At 65.9% G+C, this 23659-nt stretch carries 24 protein-coding genes; 10 read left to right on the forward strand and 14 right to left on the reverse strand.

Annotation, left to right across the window (positions count from 1 at the left end; all coding sequences use genetic code 11):
* Nucleotides 1-21: 21 nt before the first annotated feature.
* From AB0366_RS12095 to AB0366_RS12105, 3 genes are read left to right on the forward strand one after another with little or no spacing between them, the layout of a single operon-like run.
* A complete protein-coding gene (locus tag AB0366_RS12095) occupies nt 22-819 on the forward strand; it encodes a metal ABC transporter ATP-binding protein (protein ID WP_366244421.1) in 798 nt (265 codons plus the stop codon).
* 3 nt (nt 820-822) lie between these two features.
* The gene (locus tag AB0366_RS12100; protein ID WP_366244139.1) at nt 823-1695 is read left to right on the forward strand and encodes a metal ABC transporter permease; all 873 of its coding nucleotides are present in this window, start codon (nt 823-825) and stop codon (nt 1693-1695) included.
* 19 nt (nt 1696-1714) lie between these two features.
* Entirely contained in the window at nt 1715-2449 is a 735-nt protein-coding gene (locus AB0366_RS12105) for a metal-dependent transcriptional regulator (protein WP_094614544.1), read from the forward strand.
* A gap of 34 nt (nt 2450-2483) precedes the next feature.
* On the opposite strand, the gene truB is transcribed toward AB0366_RS12105, so the two are convergent.
* From truB to AB0366_RS12120, 3 genes are read right to left on the reverse strand one after another with little or no spacing between them, the layout of a single operon-like run.
* A complete protein-coding gene (truB, locus tag AB0366_RS12110) occupies nt 2484-3416 on the reverse strand; it encodes a tRNA pseudouridine(55) synthase TruB (RefSeq protein ID WP_366244140.1) in 933 nt (310 codons plus the stop codon).
* Between the two features lie 35 nt (nt 3417-3451).
* Complete coding sequence (locus tag AB0366_RS12115) at nt 3452-4117, reverse strand: 4'-phosphopantetheinyl transferase (RefSeq protein ID WP_366244141.1); 666 nt, start codon at nt 4115-4117, stop codon at nt 3452-3454.
* Nucleotides 4114-5037 carry a metallophosphoesterase gene (locus AB0366_RS12120; RefSeq protein ID WP_366244143.1) on the reverse strand — a complete coding sequence of 308 codons (924 nt, stop codon included), beginning with the start codon at nt 5035-5037 and terminating at the stop codon, nt 4114-4116. The genes AB0366_RS12115 and AB0366_RS12120 overlap by 4 nt, the downstream gene beginning before the upstream one ends.
* A 242-nt stretch (nt 5038-5279) precedes the next feature.
* On the opposite strand from AB0366_RS12120, the gene AB0366_RS12125 reads away from it, so the two are divergent.
* From AB0366_RS12125 to AB0366_RS12140, 4 genes are all read left to right on the forward strand, one after another.
* Complete coding sequence (locus AB0366_RS12125) at nt 5280-5678, forward strand: TOBE domain-containing protein (protein WP_366244144.1); 399 nt, start codon at nt 5280-5282, stop codon at nt 5676-5678.
* A gap of 64 nt (nt 5679-5742) precedes the next feature.
* Complete coding sequence (gene modA / locus AB0366_RS12130; protein WP_366244422.1) at nt 5743-6486, forward strand: molybdate ABC transporter substrate-binding protein; 744 nt, start codon at nt 5743-5745, stop codon at nt 6484-6486.
* On the forward strand, nt 6483-7313 hold the full coding sequence (locus AB0366_RS12135; protein ID WP_366244145.1) for an ABC transporter permease: 831 nt from the start codon (nt 6483-6485) through the stop codon (nt 7311-7313). The genes modA and AB0366_RS12135 overlap by 4 nt, the downstream gene beginning before the upstream one ends.
* Nucleotides 7310-8404: an ATP-binding cassette domain-containing protein gene (locus AB0366_RS12140; protein ID WP_366244146.1), complete on the forward strand. Its 1095-nt coding sequence runs from the start codon at nt 7310-7312 to the stop codon at nt 8402-8404. The genes AB0366_RS12135 and AB0366_RS12140 overlap by 4 nt, the downstream gene beginning before the upstream one ends.
* A gap of 10 nt (nt 8405-8414) precedes the next feature.
* Here the strand turns inward: AB0366_RS12140 and AB0366_RS12145 are convergent, their stop codons facing one another.
* The 8 genes from AB0366_RS12145 to rimP form a co-directional block, all read right to left on the reverse strand.
* Nucleotides 8415-9743, reverse strand: coding sequence for an MATE family efflux transporter (locus AB0366_RS12145; protein WP_366244147.1), 1329 nt, complete (start codon nt 9741-9743; stop codon nt 8415-8417).
* Complete coding sequence (locus AB0366_RS12150; RefSeq protein ID WP_366244148.1) at nt 9740-10738, reverse strand: bifunctional oligoribonuclease/PAP phosphatase NrnA; 999 nt, start codon at nt 10736-10738, stop codon at nt 9740-9742. The genes AB0366_RS12145 and AB0366_RS12150 overlap by 4 nt, the downstream gene beginning before the upstream one ends.
* A 1-nt stretch (nt 10739) precedes the next feature.
* Nucleotides 10740-11306 (reverse strand): 30S ribosome-binding factor RbfA, encoded by a 567-nt coding sequence (rbfA, locus tag AB0366_RS12155; RefSeq protein WP_366244423.1) that lies wholly within the window; start codon nt 11304-11306, stop codon nt 10740-10742.
* Nucleotides 11307-11409: 103 nt separating this feature from the next.
* Nucleotides 11410-11700 (reverse strand): DUF503 domain-containing protein, encoded by a 291-nt coding sequence (locus AB0366_RS12160; RefSeq protein ID WP_068050194.1) that lies wholly within the window; start codon nt 11698-11700, stop codon nt 11410-11412.
* A 154-nt stretch (nt 11701-11854) separates the two neighbouring features.
* Nucleotides 11855-14758, reverse strand: a complete 2904-nt coding sequence (gene infB / locus AB0366_RS12165) for a translation initiation factor IF-2 (RefSeq protein WP_366244149.1) — start codon at nt 14756-14758, stop codon at nt 11855-11857.
* Between the two features lie 97 nt (nt 14759-14855).
* A complete protein-coding gene (locus tag AB0366_RS12170) occupies nt 14856-15188 on the reverse strand; it encodes a YlxR family protein (protein WP_183130169.1) in 333 nt (110 codons plus the stop codon).
* 96 nt (nt 15189-15284) lie between these two features.
* The gene (gene nusA, locus AB0366_RS12175; protein ID WP_366244150.1) at nt 15285-16292 is read right to left on the reverse strand and encodes a transcription termination factor NusA; all 1008 of its coding nucleotides are present in this window, start codon (nt 16290-16292) and stop codon (nt 15285-15287) included.
* The gene (rimP, locus tag AB0366_RS12180) at nt 16289-16864 is read right to left on the reverse strand and encodes a ribosome maturation factor RimP (RefSeq protein ID WP_366244151.1); all 576 of its coding nucleotides are present in this window, start codon (nt 16862-16864) and stop codon (nt 16289-16291) included. The genes nusA and rimP overlap by 4 nt, the downstream gene beginning before the upstream one ends.
* 168 nt (nt 16865-17032) lie before the next feature.
* Between rimP and AB0366_RS12185 the strand changes: the two genes are divergently transcribed.
* Together AB0366_RS12185 and AB0366_RS12190 are read left to right on the forward strand one after the other, a co-directional pair.
* Nucleotides 17033-17536 carry a hypothetical protein gene (locus tag AB0366_RS12185; protein ID WP_121870111.1) on the forward strand — a complete coding sequence of 168 codons (504 nt, stop codon included), beginning with the start codon at nt 17033-17035 and terminating at the stop codon, nt 17534-17536.
* Nucleotides 17533-17973 carry a ferritin-like domain-containing protein gene (locus AB0366_RS12190; RefSeq protein WP_121870112.1) on the forward strand — a complete coding sequence of 147 codons (441 nt, stop codon included), beginning with the start codon at nt 17533-17535 and terminating at the stop codon, nt 17971-17973. Before AB0366_RS12185 ends, AB0366_RS12190 begins: the two co-directional genes overlap by 4 nt.
* On the opposite strand, the gene AB0366_RS12195 is transcribed toward AB0366_RS12190, so the two are convergent.
* The gene (locus tag AB0366_RS12195; protein WP_366244152.1) at nt 17936-19390 is read right to left on the reverse strand and encodes a DHA2 family efflux MFS transporter permease subunit; all 1455 of its coding nucleotides are present in this window, start codon (nt 19388-19390) and stop codon (nt 17936-17938) included. The two genes, AB0366_RS12190 and AB0366_RS12195, sit on opposite strands and share 38 nt — an antisense overlap.
* An 82-nt stretch (nt 19391-19472) precedes the next feature.
* Between AB0366_RS12195 and AB0366_RS12200 the strand changes: the two genes are divergently transcribed.
* Complete coding sequence (locus AB0366_RS12200) at nt 19473-20081, forward strand: TetR/AcrR family transcriptional regulator (RefSeq protein ID WP_366244153.1); 609 nt, start codon at nt 19473-19475, stop codon at nt 20079-20081.
* A gap of 9 nt (nt 20082-20090) precedes the next feature.
* On the opposite strand, the gene AB0366_RS12205 is transcribed toward AB0366_RS12200, so the two are convergent.
* Both AB0366_RS12205 and AB0366_RS12210 read right to left on the reverse strand, forming a co-directional pair.
* A complete protein-coding gene (locus AB0366_RS12205) occupies nt 20091-21815 on the reverse strand; it encodes an acyl-CoA dehydrogenase family protein (RefSeq protein WP_366244154.1) in 1725 nt (574 codons plus the stop codon).
* Nucleotides 21816-21890: 75 nt separating this feature from the next.
* Nucleotides 21891-23642: a proline--tRNA ligase gene (locus AB0366_RS12210; protein WP_366244155.1), complete on the reverse strand. Its 1752-nt coding sequence runs from the start codon at nt 23640-23642 to the stop codon at nt 21891-21893.
* Nucleotides 23643-23659 lie beyond the last annotated feature (17 nt).

The raw sequence follows: 23659 nt of genomic DNA on the forward strand, positions 1-23659 counted from the left end.
CACACTGGTGCCCCGCACCGCATGGCCCCGCACGAGAACGAGGCGGCGCTGACGGTCGATGCCGTCGATGTCCGATACCGCGACGTCGTGGCCCTGACCGGTGCCAGTCTGACGCTCGCACCCGGCCGGGTGTGCGGGTTGGTCGGCATGAACGGATCGGGCAAGTCGACGCTGTTCAAGGCCGTCATGGGAGTGGTCAAGCCGAACTCCGGCTCGATCACCGTGTTCGGCGGCGACCCGGCTCAGGCGCGCAAGGCAGGCACGGTCAGCTACGTGCCCCAGGCGGAATCCGTCGACTGGACATTCCCGATCAGCGTGCGCGACGTGGTGATGATGGGCCGATACGGGAAGCAGAATTTCTTTCGCACACCCCGAGCAGCCGATCGACTGGCCGTCGACGAGGCTCTGCAGCGCGTCGACCTCGCCGAACTCGCGAACCGACAGATCGGTCAGCTCTCCGGAGGCCAACGCAAACGCGCGTTCGTCGCCCGCGCCATTGCCCAGGAGGCGTCGCTGCTGTTGCTCGACGAGCCCTTCGCCGGAGTGGACAAGAAGACCGAAGCCACCATCACCCGATTGCTGCGCGAACTCGCAGCACACGGAGCCTCGGTTCTCGTGTCCACGCACGATCTTCATGCTCTGCCGGAGCTGTGCGACGAGGCGATCCTGCTGCAGCAACGGGTGCTGATGCACGGTTCTCCGGCCGAGGTGCTGCGCCCGGAGAACCTGGCGTTGGCCTTCGGCATCGACCCGTCGAAGGTCGACCAACTCGGTGCGGGCACCCGGACTCCGGCCACCCCGACGACGGAAGCGAGCTGAACCGTGTACATCGTCGCCTTTCTCGTGGACCCGCTCGAGTACACCTTCATGCAGCGGGCGCTGCTGGTGACCGTCACCGCCTCGATCGTGTGCGCGGTCCTGAGCTGCTGGCTCGTCCTCATCGGGTGGTCACTGATGGGTGACGCGGTCTCGCACGCCGTTCTGCCCGGTGTCGCGCTGTCGTACCTGTTCGGGGCACCGTTCGCGATCGGAGCTTTACTGTTCGCGCTCATCGCTGTCGGTGCCATCGGGGTGGTTCGCAACACCACCATCGTCAAGGAGGACGCCGCCATCGGCGTCGTCTTCACCACCTTGTTCGCGCTCGGCGTCGTCCTGATCTCGAAGTTTCCGAGTCAGATCGACCTCAACCACATCCTGTTCGGCAATCTGCTCGGTGTCTCGCAGGCAGACATGGTCCAGGTGTTCGTGCTCGGCGGTATCGCGTTGGCCGTCATGATCGTCAAGCGTCGGGACTTCACTCTCTTCGCCTTCGACCGCACCCAGGCCCGCGCCGTCGGTATCAACCCGACGGTGATCTCGGCCGTGATGCTGACCCTGCTCGCGTTGACGACCGTCGTCGCACTCCAGGCCGTCGGCGTCATCCTCGTGGTGGCGATGCTCATCACTCCCGGTGCGTCCGCGTATCTGCTCACCCACAGCTTCGGCCGCATGCTGGTGCTGGCCCCGCTGATTTCGGTGGGCTGCGCGCTGGTGGGGATCTACGCCAGCTTCTACCTCGATGTGTCCTCCGGTGGCAGCGTGGTGCTCACCCAAGGACTCGTCTTCGTTCTTGCCTACCTGCTGAGCCCATCGCAGGGCATCGTGATCCGCGCCCTGCGACAACGCCGACAGGTGCCGGTAGCTCCGGCCGGGTGAGATGTCTTTTTCCATTGGATTGCCTAAGCTCGGCGACGTGGCGCAACGAAAAGACGATCCCGCACCGGCCGACGAGGGCGTCCAGCTGTCCGCGGTTGCGCAGGATTACCTCAAGGTCATCTGGACGGCCAGTGAATGGAGCGAGGATTCCGTCAGCACCAAGATGCTCTCCGAACGCATCGGTGTCTCCGCCTCCACGGTGTCCGAGGCGATTCGCAAGCTCGCCGACCAGGGCATGGTCGACCACGCCCGCTACGGAGCCATCTCACTGACCGAGAAGGGCCGCCTGGCTGCCATCGGCATGGTGCGTCGGCACCGTCTGATCGAGACCTATCTGGTCCGAGAACTGGGTTACGGCTGGGACGAAGTGCACGACGAGGCCGAGATTCTCGAACATGCCGTATCGGATCTGATGATGGATCGAATCGACGCCAAACTGGGCCACCCCGAACGGGATCCGCACGGCGACCCGATTCCGTCGGTCGACGGTGCGATCGAGACTCCGTCCGCGACCCGCCTGAGCGAGTACCTCGACGGACAGTCCGGCCGGGTCGCCAGAATTTCCGACTCCGACCCGGCGATGCTGCGTTACTTCGATTCCGTCGGCATCACGCTGGACCTGCCGATCACGGTGGTCGAACGACGCGACTACGCAGGCACCGTCGCCATCGAGCTCGCTCGCACCGATGCCACCGATTCCATCGACCTCGGCCACCGCGCCGCCGAGGCGATCTGGATGGTTCCGGCGAACTGATCGTCGGGTCGGTGCCGCACCCGTGCCGAGTGTTTCAGTGCCCGCGCAAGGTCGCGGGTCGCACGACCATGACCGAACTGGCGCGCTTGCCCTTCTCCTGAAGCAAAGCGATGGTGTGCCCCGTGGGATCGACCGCCGCATACACCCCGTCGATTCCGATCGGATCCAGCCACCGCCCCTGGCTCAACGATTCCGCCTCACCCGCGTCGATCTGCCGGTGCGGAAAGGCCGTTCGCGCCGCCTGGTCGATGTCCAAGCTCACGGCCGGGTCCTCGGCAAGATCATCGAGCGTCCGCGCGTGGTCCAGGGTGAAGGGTCCGACGCGAGTGCGGCGCAACACGGTCAGGTGGCCGCCGACGCCGAGCGCCGCGCCGAGGTCGCGCGCCAAGGCGCGCACATAGGTCCCCGACGTGCAGTCCACCTCGACATCGAGGTCCACGAAGGAGGCTTCGTTCTCCACCACATCGCGCCTGGCCGTCACGTCGAATCGAGTGACGCTGACCTTGCGGGCGGCGAGTGTGAACTCCTCACCCGCGCGGGACAGTTTGTGGGCACGTTGCCCGTCGACCTTGATGGCGCTGACACTGGCAGGCACCTGCTCGATATCGCCGGTCAGGGCGGCGATCGCGGCCTGGATCTCGGAGTCGGAGACGTGCGCGGCCGAAACCTCGGCCAGCACGTCGCCCTCGGCGTCGTCGGTCGTCGTGCTCCGGCCGAGCCGGATGGTTGCGGTGTACGACTTGGTGGTCAGCGAGAGCAATCCCAGCATCTTGGTCGCACGCTCCACGCCGAGCACCAGCACGCCGGTCGCCATGGGATCCAGGGTCCCCGCATGGCCGACCTTCCTGGTGCGCAACAATTTTCGGCACGACGCCACCACATCGTGGCTCGTCACTCCCGGCCCCTTGTCGACCACCAGCAGGCCGGCACCGACGAGACCGGACGAGATCTTTTCGCGAGCACTCACGAGAGAGCATTGTGCCAGGCGCGCGGAGCCGGTCGTCACATCACCGAGATCGCGGTCATCACCAGACCGCCCGCCACCATCCATCGACCGTCGAAAGCCCGCAACGGCGGCCCGGACACCGTCTCCCCTGGCACCAGCAGCTCGGAATGGAACGTTCCCGAGATGTCGTCACCGGCGCCGGTGCGCTCGAAGGTGATGTGCGCGTCCTCGAATCCGAGCCAGCGTCCGGTCAACGGCTCCCAGGCCTTGTACGTCGCTTCCTTGGCGCAGAACAACACTCGGTCCCAGTGCACGTCCTCACGTCCCACGGTCGCGAGCCACTCACGCTCGGACTCCAAGCTCACCGCCCCGAGTACTCCATCGGGCAAGGGACCGTGCGGCTCGGCGTCGATTCCCACCGAGCGCACCTGCATCGAGTAGGCCAACACCGCACCGCGATAGCCGTCGCAGTGCGTCAACGACCCGACCACACCCTTCGGCCACTGCGGGGCGCCGGACTTACCGCGCATGATCGGTGCCGGCTCCACGCCCAACTTCTCCATCGCCACGCGCGCACAGTGTCGAGCCGAGGTGAACTCACGCTTGCGCTTGTCCACCGCCTTGGCCACCAGCGGGGCTTCGAGCGGATGTGGCGTCAAACCAGGTGGGTCCGCGAACAACTCGGCCGAGACGACGCCGTTGGGAAGTATGGATTCGATCACTTGCCTGCCCTCATCTTCTCGACCTCGGCCTCCATCTCGGGCGTCACCGTGAAGTGTCCACCCCACTTGTTCAACGCACCCGGCGGATACTCGGGGACCGGAAGAATCTGCCGCAGAACGTTCTTCGGCAGGCCACGGCGCTGCCATTCGCGCGGGTAGCCCACCGACACCTCCTCGAAGCGAACGCCGTCGTAATAGGTCGTCCGCGGGATGTGCAGGTGCCCGTACACCGAGCAGATCGCGTTGTACCGCGTATGCCAATCCGCCGTCAGAGTGGACCCACACCACAGCGCGAACTCCGGGTAGAACAGCACCTCGGTCGGCTGCCGAACCATCGGGAAGTGGTTGATCAACACGGTCGGAACGGAGGTGTCCAGCGCATCGAGACGCTCCCTGGTGGCGTCGATCCGCGCATGGCACCAGGCGTCGCGCGTCGCGTACGGCTGCGAGGACAGCAGGAATTCGTCGGTGGCGACGACGTTCTTCTCACGTGCGATCGTCAGTCCGTGTTCCTTGTCCCGAGCTCCCCGCGGCAGGAACGTGTAGTCGTAGAGCAGGAACATCGGCACGATCGTCGCCGGACCACCCTCACCCTCCCACCGCAGATACGGGTCCTCGGGGGTGACGACGTCGATCTCGCGGCACAGGTTGACCAGGTACTCGTATCGGGCTGCCCCGTGGATCTGGACGGGATCCTTCACCGTCGTCCACAGCTCGTGGTTTCCGGGAACCCAGATGACTTTCGCGAAACGGCTACGGAGCAGTTCGAGCGCCCACTTGATGTCGTCGGTCTTCTCCGACACGTCGCCGGCAACGATCAGCCAGTCTTCGGGCGATTCGGGAAAGATGTCCTCGGTCACGGGTCGGTTGCCCCGATGTCCGACGTGAATGTCGCTCACTGCCCACAGCTTCGCTGCCACTGAAAATTCCTTCCGATGCGCTCGGCCGCCGGCGTCGAATCGCCAGAACCGTCCGAGAACGTACCAACGCCCAATACTCCATGCAGATTCCGCGGCGTATCCGGGCGGGGTGACGCGGCAACCCGGTCACCGGCCGGACCGTGCCGCTCACCGAAAACGGGATCGAGTCGAAACACCCGCAGATTCGGGTATATGGTGCCGTTCATGACTTGTTTGCGGGTTTCGACTCGGGTTGCGTCTCGATGACCGTGCCCCCGGTCCGCGTCCGAGACGCCGCAGCCCTCCTCGGCGTCAGTGACGACACCGTGCGCAGATGGATCGAAAGCGGTGCGCTCCCCGCGCTCGAGGACGAGTCCGGACGCAAGGTCATCGCCGGCCGGGACCTGGCCGACTACGCACGCGAACACGCCGTCCCCCCGCCGGAGATCTCGTCGGGCGGCAGCTCTGCCCGCAACCGGCTCGTGGGTTTGGTCACCGAGGTCGTCTCGGACGCGGTGATGAGCGAGGTGAGCATGCAGTGCGGGCCGTTCACGATCGTGTCGCTGATGAGTACCCGATCGGTTCGCGAACTGGGGCTCGAGCCCGGCAAGGTCACCGTCGCTGTCGTCAAGGCGACCACCGTCATCGTCGAGACACCGTAGAACGCAGGAGATGTTCGTGAAGACAACGCGCCCGGCATCCGCGCTCGTGGTTGCAGCCACCCTGATGCTCGTCGGGTGCAGCTCGCAGTTCGATTCGACAACACCCGATGCGGCCTCGGACGGCAACGCGGTCGGAGGCGAGATCACGGTCTTCGCCGCAGCATCGCTCCGCACGACGTTCACCGATCTCGGCACTCGCTTCGAGGCCGAACACCCCGGCACCTCGGTGGAGTTCAGTTTCGCGGGTTCGTCCGATCTGGCCGCGCAGCTGATCTCCGGCGCGCCTGCCGACGTCTTCGCCTCCGCGGATACGAAGAACATGGCCGAGACGGTCGACGAAGACCTGGTGGCGGGCGATCCCGTCGACTTCGCGTCCAACACTCTGACCATCGTGACCGCCCCCGGCAACCCCGACGGCATCACATCGTTCGCCGATCTGGCGAACCCCGACGTTCTCACCGTGATCTGCGCCCCCCAGGTGCCGTGCGGCGCGGCGACGGCCGCGGTCGAGACCGCCACCGACACACTCGTCCCGGCCGTGAGCGAGGAATCCTCGGTCACCGACGTGCTGGGCAAGGTCACCTCGGGGCAGGCCGATGCCGGACTGGTCTACGTCACCGATGCTTCCGGGGCAGGCGCAGCCGTGACCACGGTGCCCTTCGAGGAGTCGAGCGAGGCCGTCAACATCTACCCGATCGCGACCCTGAGCGGTTCCGGCAACCCCGCCACAGCGCGCGCATTCACCGAGTTCGTCGCCGGACCCGTCGGGCGAGACGTGCTCGGTCGAGCGGGCTTCGCGGCACCGTGACCGCTCGAGCCGCTGACGGCGGGCGGTCCACGGCACGGCCCCGTCCGACCGTCGGAGTACCGCTGTGGATATTCGCACCGGCCGCCGTGGGCGCACTGCTCGTCGTGTTGCCACTGGCCGCGATGTTCACGCGAATCGATTGGTCGAACTTTCTCGGACTCGTCACCTCCGAATCCGCTGTGGCAGCGCTGATCCTCAGCCTGAAGACGGCGACGGCCAGCACCATGGTGTGTGTGCTTCTGGGCGTGCCGATGGCCATCGTGCTCTCGCGCAGCTCGATTCGAGGGCTCTCGATACTCCGCTCTCTCGTAGTCCTGCCCTTGGTGCTGCCTCCGGTGGTCGGCGGCATCGCGCTGCTCTACACCTTCGGACGCCAAGGCCTGTTGGGCGAACACCTCGATGCCTTCGGGATTCGAATAGCGTTCACCACCTCGGCCGTCGTGTTGGCACAGGTGTTCGTGTCGCTACCTTTTCTCGTCGTCAGCGTCGAGGGCGCCCTACGCACGGCCGGTGACCGCTACGACGTGGTGGCTGCCACCCTGGGTGCCACCCCCACGACCGTCCTACGGCGAGTCACCGTGCCGCTGATACTTCCCGGGCTGATATCTGGAACCGTTCTCGCCTTCGCGCGTGCACTCGGAGAATTCGGAGCGACGTTGACCTTCGCCGGCTCCCTCGAGGGCGTGACCAGGACACTGCCGCTGGAAATCTATCTGCAGCGCGAGAGCGATCCCGATGCAGCGGTGGCGCTGTCGCTGGTGCTGATTCTCGTCGCGGCACTCGTCGTCGTGACCGCGCGCGGCACACGGTCGTCGGGAACGCTGTGAATTCACTACACCTCTGGGCCACCCTCGGCGTCCGCGGAATCGATCTCGAACTGGATGCCCGCGCGGGTGAGACGGTCGCGATCCTCGGGCCGAACGGGGCAGGCAAATCGACGCTGCTGCAACTCGTCTCGGGCGTCGTGGCACCCGACGACGGAATCGTCCGACTCGGCGAAGACGTGTTGACCGACACCGCCTCGAACACCGTCGTGCCGATCCACGCGCGAGGCGTCGCGACCCTCGCTCAGGAAGCTCTGCTGTTTCCTCACATGGACGCTCGCACGAACGTGGCCTTCGCACCGCGTAGCACCGGCGCGAACCGCGCGACCGCGCGAGCCGTCGCCGATACCTGGCTCGACGCGGTCGGGGCCTCCCACCTGGCCGATCGCCGCCCTGCGCAGCTGTCCGGTGGTCAGGCCCAACGTATCGCCATCGCGCGCGCTCTTGCGGCCGATCCGCGTCTGCTGCTGCTCGACGAACCCCTGGCGGCGCTGGATGTCGATACGGCACCGGGCATTCGGCGAGTGCTGCGCACTGTGTTGCGCGAGAGCGGCCGCACCGCCTTGATCGTGACCCACGATCTGCTCGACGTCGTCGCGCTCGCCGATTCCGTCGCGGTCGTCGACGGTGGGCGCGTCGTCGAGCGAGGGTCGGTCACCGACGTCCTGACCGCCCCTCGCAGCGAATTCGGTGCCCGCATCGCCGGGGTGAACCTGATCTCGGGACGGGCTGTCGATGCCGAAGACTCGACGTCCCTGACCACGACATGGGGAGGGACGGTCCACGGCTCCGGGCGGCACGCCACCGGAACTCCACTGGTAGCGGTGTTCTCCCCCGCCGCCGTGTCGGTACACCCGACTGCACCGCACGCCAGCCCCCGAAACGTGTTCGAGGTGGTGATCGAGGAGATGGAGGTGCAGGGCTCCGGGATTCGTGTTCGGTCACGTCCGCAACCCGACGGGTCTCCCGGCATGGCCGCCGACATCACCCCTGCTGCGGTATCGGATCTCGGGCTCGAGCCCGGCCGCAGCGTGTTCTTCGTCGTCAAGAGCCGTGAGGTGGCATTGCACCCCGCATTGCCGTCGCAGCCCTGACCGAGACCACTCAGTGGCGTAGTTGGCGGTCGCTGCCGATCACCAGCCACTTACCGGACAGCACCCGGCCCGCGACCGCGAGCATCCGCAGTCCGACGAAGACGCCGAGCCCTGTCCAGATGCCGACCAACCCCCAGTCGAACACCAGAGCCGACCAGATGAACGGCAGAAAGCCCACGACGGCGCACGCCATGGTCGCATTTCGCAGAAAAGCAGCGTCACCACTGCCGAGCAGCACTCCGTCCAACGCGAACACCACTCCCGCAATGGGAATGATCGCGACGAAGATCCACCAGATCGCATGCATCTCGTCGATGACCGACGCGTCGGTGGTGAACAAGTCCGGGACGAACGAGCGCCCGACAGCGAACACGCCGGCGAGGACGACCGCGAACACCGTCGACCATGCCGTCAGTCGCCACGCCAGTGCCCGCGCGTCGTCGGTCCTGCTTGCACCCAGGGCGGCACCCACCAGTGTCTGAGCGGCGATGGCCAACGAATCGAGCATCAACGACACCAGGTTCCACATGTGCAGTACCACCTGATTGGCGGCCACCGAGGCCGCTCCGAACCTCGACGCGACCGCAGCCGCCGAGAGGAAGCAGGCCTGGAACGCCAGACTGCGCACGATCAGGTCGCGCCCCAGCACCAGTTGCGCGCGCATCACCGACCAGCGCGGGCGCAATTCGGTGCTCGCCCGCACCACCGCGACGACGAACAGCGCACCGGCGACGCCCTGCCCGATCACGTTGGCCACGGCCGATCCCACCAGCTCCAGACGCGGGAATCCGAGCAACCCATGCACCAGGAGTGGGCACAGAACTGCCGACACACCGAAGCCGAACACGACGAAACGCAGTGGGGTCACCGTGTTCTGGACTCCGCGCATCCATCCGTTTCCGGCCAGCGATATCAGGATGAACGGCACACCCAGCAAGGCCACCCGCAGCCACGCGAGCGCCTCGGCCGCGATGTCGCCACCGCCGGTGAGCACCGACACCACGGGCTCGGCCGCGAGTTGCATCACCGCGACGATGGCGATACCGATCGCGAAGGCCAGCCAGGTTGCCTGCACACCCTCGCCGACGGCATCACGTTCGCGACCGGCACCGTGCATCCGAGCCGCTCGCGCGGTCGTGCCGTAGGACAGGAAGGTCAGCTGGGTGCTGACCTGGGCCAGCACGAGCCCGCCGATAGCCAGGCCTGCGAGGGCCAACGCACCGAGCCTGCCGATCACGGCGGCGTCGAACAACAGGTAGAGGGGTTCGGCGGCAAGGACGCCGAGGGAGGGCAGCGACAGGCCGAGAATCTTTCGAGCGGTGACCGGAGTGGAGCTCACGACGTCGAAAGTGCTCCGCGCAGCGCATCGATCACGTCGGGCAGGTCACCGGTCGCGGTGTAGCCGGCCGCGTTGCGGTGCCCGCCGCCGCCGAGTTCGCACGCCACCGCCGAGACGTCTACCTCGGTCTTCGAGCGCAGGGAGACCACCCAGACCGAGCCGAAGTCCTGTTGCTTGAGCACGGCTGCCACCTCGGCTTCGGAGGTGGTGCGCACGATGTCGATCACGCTCTCGATTTCCTCGGACCGCAGTCCGGCCGAATCCTCGCTCCGAATGACGGCGTACACCAGCCCTCGTCCGTCGGCTGCGTCGGGAATCAAGGATGCCGAACCGAGCACGGACCCGAGCATCGGCAACCACTCGAACGGATGGGTGTCGAGCAGCTTGCGGGCGATGTGAGCGCCATCGATCCCAGTGGCCAACAGTCTTTCGGCCAACAAATGAGAACCCGGGCGAACCCAGCGGAACGAACCGGTGTCGGTGACCAGGCCCGCGAACAGCAGGTGAGCCAGATCGGCATCGATCTCGACGCCCCACCGATCGAGCAGACGCGCGATCACGGCGGTGGTGGACTCGGCGGACGCATGCACCACGTTCAGCGTTCCGAATCGAGTGTTGCTGCGGTGGTGATCGATGACGAGGCTGGCCGACGCCGTATCGAGTCGGTCGCCCAACGAACCCAGCCGACCCCGACTTCCGGCGTCGACCGTGACCACCAGATCGACGGTCTCGGTGACCTGGTCGGCGTCGACCAGAAGGTGCCTGCCGGGTAACTCGTCCATCGACTCGGGCAGGGACGCCGGTGCTGCGAACGCCACCTGGACGGTCGCACCGCGACGTTCGAGTACCGAACCGAGCGCGAGCCCACTACCGATCGTGTCGGCATCGGGCTGAACGTGACACAGCACGGTCACCGACGATGCACGTTCGAGCATCTCGATCGCCTGGGCCAGATCCTCGTCGGTCTCCGACACCGACCCCGAACCATCGGACATGTCAGTCGGCTTCGGCGGGCTCGACGTCTGCAGGAGTGGAGCCTGCGGAACGACCATCCAATCCAGGAGTGGAGCCTGCGGAACGACCATGCAATCCAGGAGTGGAGCCTGCGGAATGACCATCTGAGTCTGCGACTTCGCGCGGGGCTTTGTATGGGTCGGGGTCGCCTGCGGGCTTGGCGTTCGCACGAGCGCGGGCCAGTTCCTCGTCGGCCACTCGGGCGCGTTCGAGGAGGTCTTCCATGTGGCGTGCGGTGTCGGGCACCGTGTCGGTCACGAACGTCAATGTCGGCGTGTACCGAACACCCGTTCCGGCTCCGACCTTCGAGCGCAGTACACCCTTGGCCTTCTCGAGTCCTGCAGCGGCCGCCTGCAGATCGGGCGGAGTATCGAGATCTTCACCCATCACGGTGTAGTACACCGTGGCGTCGTGCAGGTCGGCGGTCACCTTGGTGTCGGTGATGGTCACGAATGCCAGCCGTGGATCCTTGATCTCGTGATCGATCGCCGTTGCAACGATGGCGGCGATTCGCTTGGACAACTTACGAGCCCTGGCCTGATCCACCACGACAATCACACTCCTCTTTCATGGCCGAACGTCGATTCTGTTGCGACGTACCGACGGTTGTGCACTTCACGTCTGCCGAGCAGGGCTCGGCGGACTTCCCGGATCAATCCTCGGGTCCGAAGATTCTCCGGCGTACTGCCAACAGTTCCAGATCGTGGCGTTCGGCGACATGCCGTTCGCACTCGTCCAGTTTGTCGTGCAGTAGGTCGACATCGGTACCGGCCGCGGCAACCCCCAGCAGGGATCGCCGAATACGTTCTCGCTCACCGGTTTCGGCAGCCGAGACTCCCAACCGTTGCAGATCACCGAGGACCGGTTCCACCATCGACCGTTTCTCGGCGAGCGAACGCACATCCCCCAACAACACGTCCAACTCCAGAGCACCCAGATACACGCTGACGTCCTTCGATCAGCTTCGACGACAAAGCCGGTGGCGGTACATCTGTCGTACCACCACCGGCTCGAAAGTCGGAGCGCAGTGTCACTCCCCTGGCTTCACCACCGAGCCGACGCGACCGGATGCGGAGCCGAACGGCTCCGCATCTGTTCTAGTCGCGCGGCTTTTCACGGAGTTCGTACGCCTCGATGACATCGCCCACCTTGATGTCGGAGTACGTCACCGTCAAACCACACTCGTAGCCCTCACGGACCTCCGTCGCGTCGTCCTTCTCGCGGCGAAGCGAGGAGATCGTGACGGTTTCCGCGACAACGGCACTGTCTCGGATGAGTCGCGCCTTGGCGTTGCGACGGATCGTACCGGAGGTGACGAGGCAACCGGCGATGTTTCCGACCTTGGAGGAACGGAACAGCGCGCGGATCTCGGCCTGCCCGAGGGCAACCTCTTCGTACACCGGCTTGAGCATGCCCTTGAGGGCCTTCTCGATCTCGTCGATGGCCTGGTAGATCACCGAGTAGTACCGGATGTCGACGCCTTCGCGGTTGGCCAGCTCGGTGGCTTTGCCCTCCGCTCGAACGTTGAAGCCGATGATGATCGCGTTGGATGCCGACGCCAGGTTGACGTTGGTCTCCGTGACGCCACCGACACCGCGGTCGATGACGCGCAGTTCGACCTCGTCGTCGATCTCGATACCGAGCAGCGCCTCTTCGAGCGCTTCCACGGTTCCCGAGTTGTCACCCTTGAGGATCAAGTTGAGCTGCGAAGTCTCCTTCAGAGCTGCATCGAGATCGTCGAGGCTGATGCGCTTGCGGCTCTTGGCTGCCAACGCATTGCGCTTGCGCGCATTTCGACGGTCGGCGATCTGACGTGCGATCCGATCCTCGTCGACGACCAACAGGTTGTCGCCTGCACCGGGCACCGACGTGAAGCCGATGACCTGCACGGGACGTGACGGCAGCGCTTCGGTGACGTCCTCGCCGTGCTCGTCGACCATGCGGCGAACGCGTCCGTATGCGTCTCCCGCCACGATCGAGTCACCGACGCGGAGCGTTCCTCGGGCGATGAGGACCGTGGCAACCGGTCCGCGTCCACGATCGAGGTGCGCCTCGATGGCGACACCCTGAGCATCCATGTCCGGGTTGGCACGCAGGTCGAGCGACGCATCTGCAGTCAACAGCACCGCTTCGAGAAGGGCATCGATATTGGTGCCCTGCTTGGCGGAGATCTCGACGAACATGGTGTCGCCGCCGTACTCCTCGGCAACCAGGCCGTACTCGGTCAGCTGCTGACGGATCTTGTCCGGGTTCGCGCCTTCCTTGTCGATCTTGTTGACCGCGACCACGATGGGCACATCTGCTGCCTGCGCATGGTTGATCGCTTCCACCGTCTGAGGCATGACGCCGTCGTCGGCAGCGACGACCAGGATCGCGAGGTCCGTGGCCTTGGCACCACGAGCACGCATAGCCGTGAAGGCCTCGTGACCGGGGGTGTCGATGAACGTCACGAGACGCTCGTTGCCTTCGAGTTCGGTCAGCACCTGGTAGGCACCGATGTGCTGCGTGATACCACCGGCTTCACCTTCGCGAACAGCGGTATTACGGATCGAGTCCAGCAGTCGCGTCTTGCCGTGGTCGACGTGACCCATGACGGTGACCACCGGCGGACGCTGCTCGAGATCGTCCTCGCCACCTGCGTCCTCGCCGTAGGTGAGGTCGAAGCTGTCGAGAAGTTCGCGATCCTCGTCCTCGGGGCTGACGACCTGGACGACGTAGTTCATCTCGCCGCCGAGAAGCTCCAGCGTCTCGTCGTTGACTGATTGCGTCGCGGTGACCATCTCGCCGAGGTTGAACAGGGCCTGCACGAGTGCGGCCGGGTTCGCGTCGATCTTGTCCGCGAAGTCCGACAGCGATGCGCCGCGGGCGAGACGGATGGTCTCACCGTTGCCGCGGGGCAGCCTGACGCCGCCGACTGCGGGAGCCTGCATGCTCTCGTACTCGGCGCGTTTCGCCCGCTTCGACTTGCGTCCACGACGAACTGCTCCGCCGGGACGACCGAATGCACCTGCTGCTGCGCCGCGCTGACCGGGGCGTCCACCGCCACCGGGGCGACCGCGGAAACCACCTGCGGGAGCGCCGCCTGCGGGGGCACCACCGGGAGCGCCGGGAGCGCCGCCGCCGCGGTAGCCACCGCCACCGCCGCCGCCGGGACGTCCACCCGGAGCGCCACCGGGACGACCGGGTCGACCTGCTGCGGGACCGGGACGCGCCGAACGGGTCGGCATGGCACCGGGGTTGGGGCGAGGAGGCATCGAGCCCGGGCTCGGACGAGGTCCGGCCTGGCCCGGTGCGGGACGGGGCCCACCCTGCCCGGGAGCCGGACGACTGCCACCGGACGGTGTGGCGGGACGAGGCCCACCTTGTCCGGGAGCGGGTCGTCCGCCACCGGGGCGCGGAGCACCGGGAGCGGGACGGGGAGCCGGTCGCTCCACGGGAGCCGAGGAGTACGGGTTGTTACCGACACGCGGAGCCTTGGGGCCGGGCTTGGGGCCGGGACCTGCGGGCTTGGGAGCTGCCGGGGCGGGTGCAGCGTCGCTGGTGGTGGCCGACGCGGCCGGAGCCTGTTCGACCGGAGCGGCGGGCGCTGCGGGCGAAGGGGTTGGTGCTGCCGGGGCCGGAGCGGGTGCGGCAGCCGGAGTTGCGGGTGCAGCCGGTGCTGCCTCCACGGGAGCTTGCGCTGCGGGTGCTTCCGGCTCTGCCGGACGGGGTGCCGGCTTGGGGCCGGGACGGGGTCCGCCCGGCTTCGCAGCGCCCGGCTTCGCGGTGCTGCCTGCAGCGCGATCGGCCGCTGCGCGACCGTTCGGTGCAGATGCGGCGGGTGCCGACGCGTCCGCGCTGTCGGACGGGAAGGATTCACGCAGTCGACGTGCCACGGGGGCTTCGACTGTGGATGATGCGGACTTGACGAACTCGCCTTGCTCTTTGAGCCGTGCGAGTAGTTCCTTACTGGTGACACCGAGTTCTTTTGCCAACTCGTGCACGCGGGCCTTGCCTGCCACTGCTCTCCTCACTGAGAGGCCGAGCGAGGCTTGGTGCCCGCACGACCTCGGGTTATCTCCGATGGACGTTCATCGTTGGTGCTTCACGGTGTGCTCATCAGTGCTGTTGCCTGTTCTTGTCGACGGGTGTTGCTCTTGTCGTGTCCTCGGCCTGCAGCTGTTCGTACTCGTCGAGCACGGCTGTCACTGCGGACGATTCCACATTTCCCGATATCCGAAACGCACGACCGAAGACTCGGCGTCGTTCCGCATTGTGCAGGCATTCTCGGCTGTAGTGCAACCACGCACCACGGCCGGACATCGAATGCCGGACGTCGGGGACGAGAGCGAATTCGTGCGAACCAGCTTCTCGAACCACGATCCTCAACAGATCGGCGGCCGGCACTCGCTCCCTGCACCCGACGCACGTACGAATAGGCCGGCTTGTCACTACCGGATACTCGCGTTCATGCCTCTGGGCGGAGAGGTCGTTACCGAACCATCGACCACTCTACCGCTGTATTGCCCCGAACTCCGCATTCCGGCCCTACGCGCTGGTCGTCTCGGGTGCCGCCGCATCACTGCGGATGTCGATACGCCAACCGGTCAATCGAGCGGCCAGTCGAGCGTTCTGCCCTTCCTTGCCGATGGCCAGAGAAAGCTGGTACTCGGGAACCACGACACGGGCCGCACGAGCAGCCGCGTCGACGACGGTCACCGAGACGACCTTCGACGGAGAAAGAGCGTTTCCGACGAACGTGGCCGGATCCTCGTCGAAGTCGATGATGTCGATCTTCTCGCCTGCGAGTTCGCTCATCACGTTGCGCACGCGCTGCCCGATCGGTCCGATGCAGGCACCCTTGGCGTTGAGACCGGACACGGTGGACGCGACTGCGATCTTCGAGCGGTGCCCCGACTCGCGGGCCACTGCCACGATGTCGACCGAACCGTCGGCGATCTCGGGCACCTCGAGGGCGAACAGCTTGCGCACCAGATTCGGATGGGTGCGCGAAAGGGTGATCTGCGGACCCCGGTTGCCCCGGGCGACTCCGACGACGTAGCACTTGATGCGTTCGCCGTGCTCGTAGCTTTCACCCGGCACCTGCTCGGCGGGCGGCAGGAGGCCGTCGGCTCCGTTGGCGTCACTGCCGATACGGACGATGACGGTGCCCTTGGCGTTGGCACGCGTGTCGCGCTGGATGACACCGTTGACGATCTCACCCTCGTGCGTGGAGTACTCGCCGAACGAGCGCTCGTGCTCGGCGTCGCGTAGGCGCTGCAGGATGACCTGACGCGCCGTGGTTGCCGCGATGCGTCCGAAGCCTTCCGGGGTGTCGTCCCACTCGGAGATCAGATTGCCGTCGGCGTCGAGCTCCTTGGCCATCACCCGTACCGACCCGGTCTTGCGATCGACGTCGATCCACGCGTTGGACTGGTGTCCCTCGGTGTGCCGGTAGGCCGTCAGCAATGCGGTCTGAATCGTCGAGATCACCATCTCGATCGGAATTCCCTTGTCCGCCTCGATGGCACGCAGTGCGGCGATATCGATATTCACTTGTTCGACCCTTCTTCCGGTGCTTCCACGTCCACGATCTCATCGGTGTTCGCGGGTGACGGTCTACTGCCGACCACGCCACCTGCCAGGTCCATCTCCTCGGCGCTTGGCCGCGAGAACTCCACCTGCACAACAGCTTTCACAACATCGGACAGCGCAACGGACCGGGTCGACAACACACCCTTCTCCTTGATCACCACGGTGACCGAGTCACCGTCGAGCACACCGACGCGACCGTCGAACTTGGCGTCGGCGAGTTCGATACGCACCTTGCGTCCGCGGGCCCGACGCCAATGCCGTGCCTCGGTCAGCGGGCGGTCGATTCCGGGGGTGGTGACTTCCAGTGTGTACGGAGCTTCCCCGAAATCGGTCACGGCATCGAAGGCATCCGAGATCTCGCGGCTCAGTTCCGGGAGCGCGTCGAGGTCGATTCCCTCTTCGCGATCGACCATGATCCGCACTGCACTGTGCTTTCCTGCGGCGACAACGTTCACGTCTTCGAGGTCGTAACCCCGTTCTCGAACGAGGTCGGCGAGCAGTTCGACAACCCTTTCCTTGGACGGAACAGGCATGTCGCGAACTCCTCGTGTGTAGTTGTGGGCGATCCGGCGTACGGCAGCCGGACTGCGTTTGGTGAACCAACAGCCTACCGCCCCGCAGGCAGTGCTCGTGACCACGATCGACCGCCGCGACACGCGGGCACGGCGCGTACGAGCGCTGCGGTCTGGCACGATATCGGAGTGCCAACGCCGACCGTCCCCTTCGCGCTCAGCCGCCGCGGGTTGTTCCGACTCGCCGGTGTCGCCGCTCTGTCCGCGGCCGCCGTGTCCGGCGTTGCCGCGTGCGGCCAGGAGACGATCTCGGGCCCTGCCCTCGACACACTGACCGCACAGTTGCGCGCAGCCCGCGCCGATGCCGCGGATGCCACCGCGGCCGCGACGGTGATCGCCGACTACGCAGCCGCACTCGGGATCGTCGCGGCGCAGCGGACCGAGCACGCCGATGCGCTCGAGACCGAGATCGCCCGAGCCACCGGCGCCTCGACCGACACGTCGTCGGCCACGGCCACCACGACACCCGCTCCCACGACGCCGCCGCCCGATATCGCCGCCGTGCGGGAGATGTTGACTTCCTCTGCTCGCAGTGCAGCAGATGCAGCTCGCAACGAAAGTGGTTACCGGGCAGGCCTTCTCGGTTCGATCAGTGCCTCGTGCACGGTCTCGGCCCTGGTGGTTCTGGCATGAGCGATCTCGGTCCGGAACAGCAAGGCCTGGTCGATGCCCTGCACGCCGAGTACGCGGCGGTGTTCGCCTACGGCGTCGTCGCGGCGTTCTCCAACCCCACGCGCGCCGAGGTGGTGGCGTCGAACACTGCCGCTCATCGCGCTCGCCGCGACGCCACCATCGATGCACTCCGGGCGGCGAGCGTCACTGTGCCACTGCCCGATCCGGCGTACGCGTCCCCCTTCCCGGTGACCGACGCGATCTCGGCTGCGCAGTTGGCTGCGCAGGCCGAGATCGACACGAGCATCGCGTGGCGTTCGTCGATCGAACGCAGCCGATCGGGAGCGACCCGCGACATGGGCGTGCAGGCGTTGACCGACGCTGCGGTTCGCCTCGCGACGTGGCAGCAAATTCTGGGCGTCACTCCGTCGTCGACGGCATTTCCCGGTCAACCGTGAGCGCTTCCGCCGGTCCGGCGGAACGCCCCGGCATGAACAGCGCCGCCACGAGTCCGATCGCCACTGCCCCTGCGCCGACGAGCAGGGCGGGTGCCAGGGCGTCGGTGTAGCCGGTGGGCGTCAGTGATCCACCGGCTCCGATGAACACTGCTGTCAGTACCGCGATGCCGAGCGCGATACCCACTTCTCGCACGGTGGAGTTCGCACTGCTCGCGGTGGCGTGATCGTCGTCCTTCATGTCCCGCAGCACTGCGGTGGCGGACGGGGCGAACGTCAGTCCCATGCCCACTCCGGCCATCAGCAGCGCCGGGACCATGGACAGGTATTCGGTGTCGGGTCCCAGAATCAGCGCCATCCACACGAGCGAGACCGACTGCAGCGACAGGCCGGCGACCAACAACCCACGCAGTCCGACGCGCTCGGCGAGCAGACCTGCGATCGGTGCGACCACCATCGGGGCGGCAGTCCACGGCAGCGTGCGTAGGCCTGCCTGAAACGGCGTGTAGTTCATCACGATCTGGAGGTACTGCGCGAGGAGGAACACCGCCCCGAACATGCCGAGCGAGAACGTGATTCCGATGATGTTGGCGATGGTGAAGCTGCGCGAACGGAAGAGTGCCAGCGGCAGTACCGAGTGCCGGGTGCGCGAGGCACGCAGAACGAAGGCGACGAGCAGTACCGCCGAGCCGATGAAGCCGGCGAGCACCGTGGTCGACGCCCACCCGTCGTCGTTGCCGTGGACCACCGCCCACACCAGGAGGAAGACGCCGCCGCCCGCGAGGACCGCGCCGAGCAGATCGAGCGGTTGGATGCGCCCTGCGGTTTCCTTCAGCGCGACGTACGCCAGCGGTACTGCGACGAGGGCCACCGGAACGTTGATCCAGAAGATCGCCTGCCAGGAGATCCCGTCGACCACGGCTCCGCCGACCACCGGCCCCAGCGCGACGCCGAGTCCGGAGACTCCACCCCAGATCCCGATTGCCATTGCCCGCTTGCTCACCGGCACCACCGCGGCGAGCAGGGCCAGGGACAACGGCATGATCGCGGCGGCACCGATTCCTTGCACGGCGCGCGCCGCGATGAGCATCGCTGGACTCGCAGCGAGCGCGCTGGCCACCGAGGCGGCGGTGAAGACAGCGATTCCGCCGAGGAACACCGTGCGTCTGCCCCACCTGTCGCCGAGCGTCGCCGCCGTCAGCATGAACGTCGCGAAGGTGAGGGTGTAGGCGTTCATGAACCATTGCAGTTGTCCGACGGAGGCGTTCAGATCTTGCTGGATGACCGGGAGCGCGCTGGTCATCACCAGATTGTCGAGTGTTGCCATGAACATCGGTAGGGATGCTGCGAGGATGCCGAGCCACACGGGAACGTTCCGAGTGGCGGGCTGCACTGCAGGTGGGGAAGCTGTGGCGGTCATTGCGGTCGTCCCGTCTCGAACTTGTAAGCATCGAATGATTACTTAAACGAGACCGTAAGTTATCGACTGATAACCTGTCAACATGTCCGACGCCTCTGCACCCAAGCCCAAGGCCACCCGTATGGATGCGGCCGACCGCCGAGAGCTCGTTCTCGACGCGGCGATGCGCGCGTTCGCGCGCGGGGGCTACGCCGGCACCAGTACCGATGCGGTCGCGAAGGAAGCAGGTGTCTCTCAGCCGTACGTGGTGCGCATGTTCGGCACCAAGGTCGAGTTGTTTCGTCTGGTGTTCCAACGCTCCGTCGACGGCATCATGGCCGCGTTCGAGGCCGTGCTGGCGGCGGGCCCGCTCGACCCCGACGACGACAGCACCTGGGCAAATCTCGGTTCCGCCTACGCCGATCTGGTGGCCGATCGCGACCTGTTGATGGTCATGATGCACGGATTCGGCGCAGGGTCGGTACCCGAGATCGGCCGGGCGGCCCGGGAGGGAATGGGCGCCATCTACAGCCAGATACGTGACGGTACGGGTTGTTCCGAGGATCAGGCCCGGCAGTTCATCGCGCACGGGATGCTGCTCAACGTCCTCATGTCGATGCAGGCACTCGAGCATCCGAACGACAGCTCCGGACTGCACGAGATGACGGTGTGCGCGTTCGGAACCACGCTGGTTCCGGCCGATCCCGGCTGAGCGTCCGAGCTAGGGACGCATCTCGTACCGGCCGTCGTAGGAGGCGACCTCGTTCCACACCGCCTCGAAACGACTCGCATCGACCACCGGCTTGCGTATCGCGTCCAGGGCCCACTGCTGTTGCGCCGCAGACGATGAGGGCTTTCCGTACAGCGCGACGGCATAGCCGGAGAAGTCTCTGATCTGGAAGTCGAAGATCTGGTCCAGCATCTCGGGCGAGATCTCGTCGGCTTGTTCGAGCACGAGATGGCCGTAGACGACGAGCGAGAACAGGTGCCCCACCACGAGTAGGAAATCGAGATCCTTCTGCTGCGCTTCGTCGGGCGCACAGTCCTGAAGAAACGACCTGAACGCCTGGGCCTGCTCGTAGAACCGTCCCACGTTGGGTATCGCGGAGTGCTTGCTGTACAGCGGGTTCCAATCATGGAACCGGACCGAGCTAGCACCACGGGCGGGCCCCTGCGCGAAGAAGAAGCTGTCGTCGACCGGCTCGGTTCGGGTACCGACGTCCGGGTAGTCGGTGGGCGAGAACATGTACGCAGGCATGAATTTGAGCATCAGCGCCACGTTGACGTGCACCGTGCCCTCGAGCTTCGGCAGTGTTCCGATCAGCTGGGCGGCTTCACGGAAGTAGGTGTTCTTCTCGTACCCTTTGGCCGCGATGACGTCGTGCAACAGACGGACGACCGTTTCGCCCTCGGAGGTCACCTTCGCCTTGGTCATCGGATTGAACAGGAGGTAGCGCCGGTCTTCGGGTCCGGCGGCACGGAAGTAGTCCAGCGCTCGCGCGCTGAACAGCTTCATGGCGATCAGCCGGGAGTACGCGTCGACGAATGCGCTGCGGACGTGCGGGAAATCGGTGACGCGATTGCCGTAGAGAATTCTGTTGTTCGCGTGCGTGATCGCCTCGTAGAACGCGTGCTCACAGATGCCGATGGATCCGGTGCACAGGTTGAACTTTCCGACGTTGACCGTGTTCAGCGCAGCCGAGAATGCGTCGGCACCGGTGTGCAGGATGTCCTGTTGCCGGACGGGGTAGTTCTCGAGCGCGAAGGTGCTGACGTACATCTGCCCGTGGACGACGCTCTCGCGAAGCCGATAGGCCGGGTGCGCGCTGTCTGCCACGAAGAACACGTACGAATCCGGTCCGTCGACGTCGGTGCGTCGGCCGAACACCGAGACCATGCCCGCAACGTTGCCGTTCCCGATGTAGTACTTCTCCCCCGACGCGGTGAACTCGAGTTCGGAGTCCTCGGTCGAGGGCGTCAACAGCATGTCGGTGGAGTAGACGTCGGCTCCGTGTGCGCGCTCGGACAGTCCGAACGCCATCACACCGCCGCGGTCCAGCTCGCGTGCGGCGCGCCGTTTGACGTCGTCGTTGCCACTCATCCAGATGGGCCCGAGACCCAGAACGGTGACCTGCCAGGTGTACCAGTAGGCCAGACCGTAGAACCCGAGAACCTCGCTCAGCGCTGCATTGCGAGCAGCGTCCCATCGCGTGTTCGGCGATCCGTCCGCGTAGGCGGCGGGCGTGGAGAAGGTTGCGAACAGCTTCTGCTCGGCGACGAACTCGATGAAGTCCGCGGGCCAGACTGCGTCGAGATCGTCCGCGAGCAGCCTGGCCTTGCCTCGATTCTCGAACCACTCGATCAAGGCGCGCAGCGCTCGACGAGAGTCGCCGTCGAGCTCGGCCGGATCGAAGGTTGTGGGATCGAACAGCGCAAAGTGAGACACGTGGTGACCTCTCATAGTCGTTGACCCGAAGCTACCAGCGGGTAAACGACCGCGCAGAGAGATCGCGAGACTCCCCTACGGTGTGTGCCGCACAGCCTTCACGATCTCCTCGACAGCCGAGTCGATGTCGAGTTCGCGACTCTCACCGGTGAAGCGATCACGGATCTCGACCTTGCCGTCGGCCCAGCCGCGGCCGATGACGACCACCAGCGGAACACCGATCAGTTCCGAGTCCTTGAACTTCACTCCGGGCGAGGCCTTGCGGTCGTCGAACAGGACCTCGATGCCCTGTGTATCGAGTTGTGTCGCAATCGATTCCGCGCCCGCGCGAGCAGCGTCGTCCTTGTTGGCGATCACCAGGTGGACATCGGCAGGTGCCACCTCCGACGGCCACCGCAGGCCCTTGTCGTCGTGCATCTGCTCGGCGATCACGGCGACCAGACGGGAGACGCCGACACCGTAGGAACCCTGCGTCAGGCGAACCGGCTTGCCGGTCTCACCGAGGACGTCGACCGAGAACGCATCGGTGTACTTGTAGCCGAGCTGGAAGATGTGCCCGATCTCGATTCCGCGAGCACTGACGAGCGGGCCGCGCCCGTCGGGGGACATGTCGCCGTCACGCACCTCGGCTGCTTCGATGGTGCCGTCGGGAACGAAATCGCGACCGGCGACGAGGTTCACCACGTGCTTGCCTTTGACATCCGCGCCGGTGATCCAGGACGTGCCGTCGACCACCCGGGGATCGACGAGGTAGCGAACTCCGTTGGCCTGCAATGCGCGAGGCCCGATGTACCCCTTGACGAGGAACGGATTGGCCGCGAAGTCCGCGTCGGTCAACAAAGCGAACTCGGCAGGCTCGAGGGATGCTTCGAGTCGCTTCTCGTCCACCTCTCGGTCACCGGGCAGGCCGACGGCGAGCAGTTCCCAACTCCCTTCGGCGTTGCGAACCTTGAGCAGGATGTTCTTGAGCGTATCCGCGCCGGTCACGGTGCGTCCGAGATCCGCGGAGTTGGCCCACTCCACCAGGGTCGCGATGGTCGGGGTGTCGCCGGTCTCGTGATCGACGGCGGCGGGCTGCCCCTCGATCGGCAGCGGTTCCGGTGCCGGAGTGGTGACGGCCTCGACGTTGGCCGCGTATCCCGACTCGATGCAGCGCACGTAGGTGTCCTCACCGATGTCGCTCTCGGCCAGGAATTCCTCGGACGCACTGCCGCCCATGGCACCGGACGTGGCGGCGACGATGACGTAGCTGACGCCGAGGCGGGCGAAGATACGCTGATACGCCTCGCGGTGGGCGTCGTAGGACTTCTTCAGTCCGTCCTCGTCCATGTCGAAGGAGTACGAATCCTTCATCACGAACTCGCGGCCGCGCAGGATGCCGGCGCGGGGACGCTCCTCGTCGCGGTACTTGGTCTGAATCTGGTACAGCGTGACCGGCAGGTCCTTGTACGAGTTGTACTCGGCCTTGACCGTCAGCGCGAACAGTTCCTCGTGGGTGGGACCGAGCAGCATGTCGTTGCCCTTGCGGTCCTGCAACCGGAACAGCGCGTCGCCGTATTCGGTCCACCGATTGGTGGTCTCGTACGGCTCGCGCGGCAGCAGTGCGGGCAGAGATATCTCCTGCGCACCGATGGCGTTCATCTCCTCGCGCACGACACGCTCGACCTGCCGCAGCACCCGCAGACCAAGCGGCAACCAGGAGTAGACGCCCGGCGCGATACGACGAACGTAACCGGCGCGGACCAACAGCTTGTGGCTGTCGACCTCGGCGTCGGCCGGGTCGTCGCGGAGGGTACGAAGGAACAACTGCGAAAGACGGGTGATCACGGGTTGTCAGACTAGTC

Source organism: Rhodococcus sp. NPDC076796 (genome assembly GCF_040702765.1).
In the GTDB taxonomy this organism is placed as follows: Bacteria; Actinomycetota; Actinomycetes; order Mycobacteriales; family Mycobacteriaceae; genus Rhodococcoides.